Below are 2,366 nucleotides of genomic sequence, written 5' to 3' on the forward strand. Positions count from 1 at the left end.
TCATAGCGCTGATCATCATCGAACCGAGATCTTCAGACTCGAACTGAAGCGGTGAAACATTGACCGCAATTGATGTCTCGGTGAAGCCCAGCCTGTGCCAGCGCGCTGCCGCCCGGCAGGCCTGGCGTGTGATCTGGGTCCCGATCTCGCCGATCAGACCTGTCGCTTCGGCAACAGGAATGAAGACATTGGGAGAAACGATCCGCCCGCTTTCAAGCTTCCACCTGGCCAGCGCTTCAGCGCCGACGATGCGGCCCGTGCGCAAATCGATCTTGGGCTGAAAGACGGGGATGAAACGCTTTTGCTCGACAGCGATGCGCACTTCGGCTTCGAGGCGTTTGCGCGCGGCATCCTGACGGTCGAACTTCGGCGAGTAGAACTGGAAGTCCGCAGTATCGTTGCGCCGCGCCTGGAAGAGGGCCGAGTGGGCACGCTTGCGGATATCCGGCGCGGACTGGCCGTCCTCGGGGATCATTACAATACCAATCGATGCCGGCACACGGCAGGTTTTGCCTGAAATCTCATAGGGCTGGCGCAGGCTGTCGATCAGATCGCGCACCAACCGCATGACTTCGGGGCGCGCACCGACCTGATCGATCAGGATCGCAAATTCATCTGACTGAAGGGCGAACACCTTCCAGCTTCCAGGCTGAAGCGACCGGCTCTTTTCGCGTGAGGACACAAAGTTCGCGAGGCGCCGGCCCATGGCGACATAGAGTTCATTGCCGAGCGCGCTGTCGCCGCTGGCCGAAACCTGCTCCAGCCCGTTGGCATCAATCAGAATAAATGCGGCCGGTTCTTCGAAGATCGCCGTGGAAATACGCGACGTCAATTCCTGGGCCAGGCTGAGCGAGTTGCCGAGCCCTGTGCGTTCATCTGTGTAAGCCGCGTTTCTAAGCCGGTCATTATCAGCCTGAAGGCTGTTATAGGCCCGTACAATCTTGGTTCTGAGGAAACGAAACTCGTTGAACATGAGCATCTGTGAGGCGCGCGATGAGAGGCCGTTCCTGAGCCGGTCCACCGTTTCGGAGAGAAGCCGCGTCTGGCTGCCGGCGACCTTTGCGAAATAATTGGTCAGCGCATAGGCCACCGCAGAAACCATGAGGATCGACGCAAGAATGGTCGTCAGCGGCAAGGGCAGGCGGCTCGGGATCAGTGGCAACATGAAGAGCTGCGCAACCGTGGTCTCGCCGTCGCCGATTGAATACGTCTTACCCTGGCGCAGAATGACCGGATTGCGTTCGCCCGCGAGCAGATTGCCCTCCATGTCCAGGAGGACGGCCTTGTCCCCGGCGATCGAGGTGATCACATTCCTGGCCGCGTCCGTGTCGCCTTCGGCCAGAGCCGGCTCGATCGCATCCACGATACGGGTTGCAAAGTCTTCGCTTTCGGATTTGGCCCTGTAATCGGCCGCGCTGACATAGATCAGTGCAAAGAGCGTCGACAGCACAAGGCCAAGCAATGCCGCGCAAACAGGAAGCGCGACTTCAAAACGCATCTTCGCCAACTGGCGCTCAAATCTCGACGTCTTGGGCAGGGGATTTACTCTCGCCAACTGATAAAAAGCCTCGTCTCGCCTACCTTTGATCCTAAACTTTAGAATTCCGTGAATGAATCTGTTGTATCTGTTCTGAAAGAGACCGAGTAATCAGGCCCTGTCATGAGTAAAAACCGCACAGCCACAGTCACCCGGAAGACGCGCGAGACAGATATCACCGTCACGGTGGATCTGGACGGGACCGGCAAGGCCGACGTTGAAACCGGCGTTGGTTTCTTCGATCACATGCTCGATTCGCTGTCGCGCCACAGCTTTATTGATCTGACCATGAAGGCGAAGGGCGATCTTCACATCGACGCCCATCACACGGTCGAGGACACAGGCATCGTCATCGGCCAGGCGATCATGGAAGCGCTCGGCGATTTTGCCGGCATCAACCGCTTCGGGCACGCCTATATACCGATGGACGAGACGCTGAGCCGGGCGTCGATCGATCTCTGCAAACGGCCATATCTCGTCTGGAAAGTCGACTTCCGGCGCGACAAGATCGGCGATCTCGACACTGAACTCTTCAAGGAGTTCTTTCACGCGCTCGCCGGGAATGGCGGCATGTGCCTGCACGTCGAGAACATCTATGGCGAGAACAATCACCACATCGCCGAAAGCTGTTTCAAGGCGACGGCGCGCGCGCTGCGCATGGCTGTGACCGCCGACCCGCGCCTTCAAGGCAAGCCGGCGAGCACCAAGGGCAGCCTCTAGGTTCGGAACCACCGCTTCTGCAGCTCGCTGAGCGGCGCGAAAACCGACAGCGGGTCTCGTTCACCGCAATCGGAACACGGGCAAATGTGGATGATCGAAACCTTCAGGT

The 2,366-nt window shown here is 58.6% G+C and carries 2 protein-coding genes; one reads left to right on the forward strand and one right to left on the reverse strand.

What is annotated here, in order from left to right:
* Nucleotides 1-1,498 (reverse strand): EAL domain-containing protein (locus WA989_RS16285; RefSeq protein WP_424341532.1); only part of this gene is annotated, 1,498 nt, incomplete at its 3' end.
* A gap of 162 nt (nt 1,499-1,660) precedes the next feature.
* Between WA989_RS16285 and hisB the strand changes: the two genes are divergently transcribed.
* A complete protein-coding gene (hisB, locus tag WA989_RS16290) occupies nt 1,661-2,257 on the forward strand; it encodes an imidazoleglycerol-phosphate dehydratase HisB (RefSeq protein WP_424341531.1) in 597 nt (198 codons plus the stop codon).
* Nucleotides 2,258-2,366 lie beyond the last annotated feature (109 nt).

It is taken from the genome of Henriciella sp. (assembly GCF_049649345.1).
Lineage (GTDB): Bacteria > Pseudomonadota > Alphaproteobacteria > Caulobacterales > Hyphomonadaceae > Henriciella.

Coding starts and splice junctions, on each gene's coding strand:
- hisB (WP_424341531.1), top strand. CDS start 1,661: ATGAGTAAAAACCGCACAGCCACAGTCACCCGGAAGACGCGCGAGACA.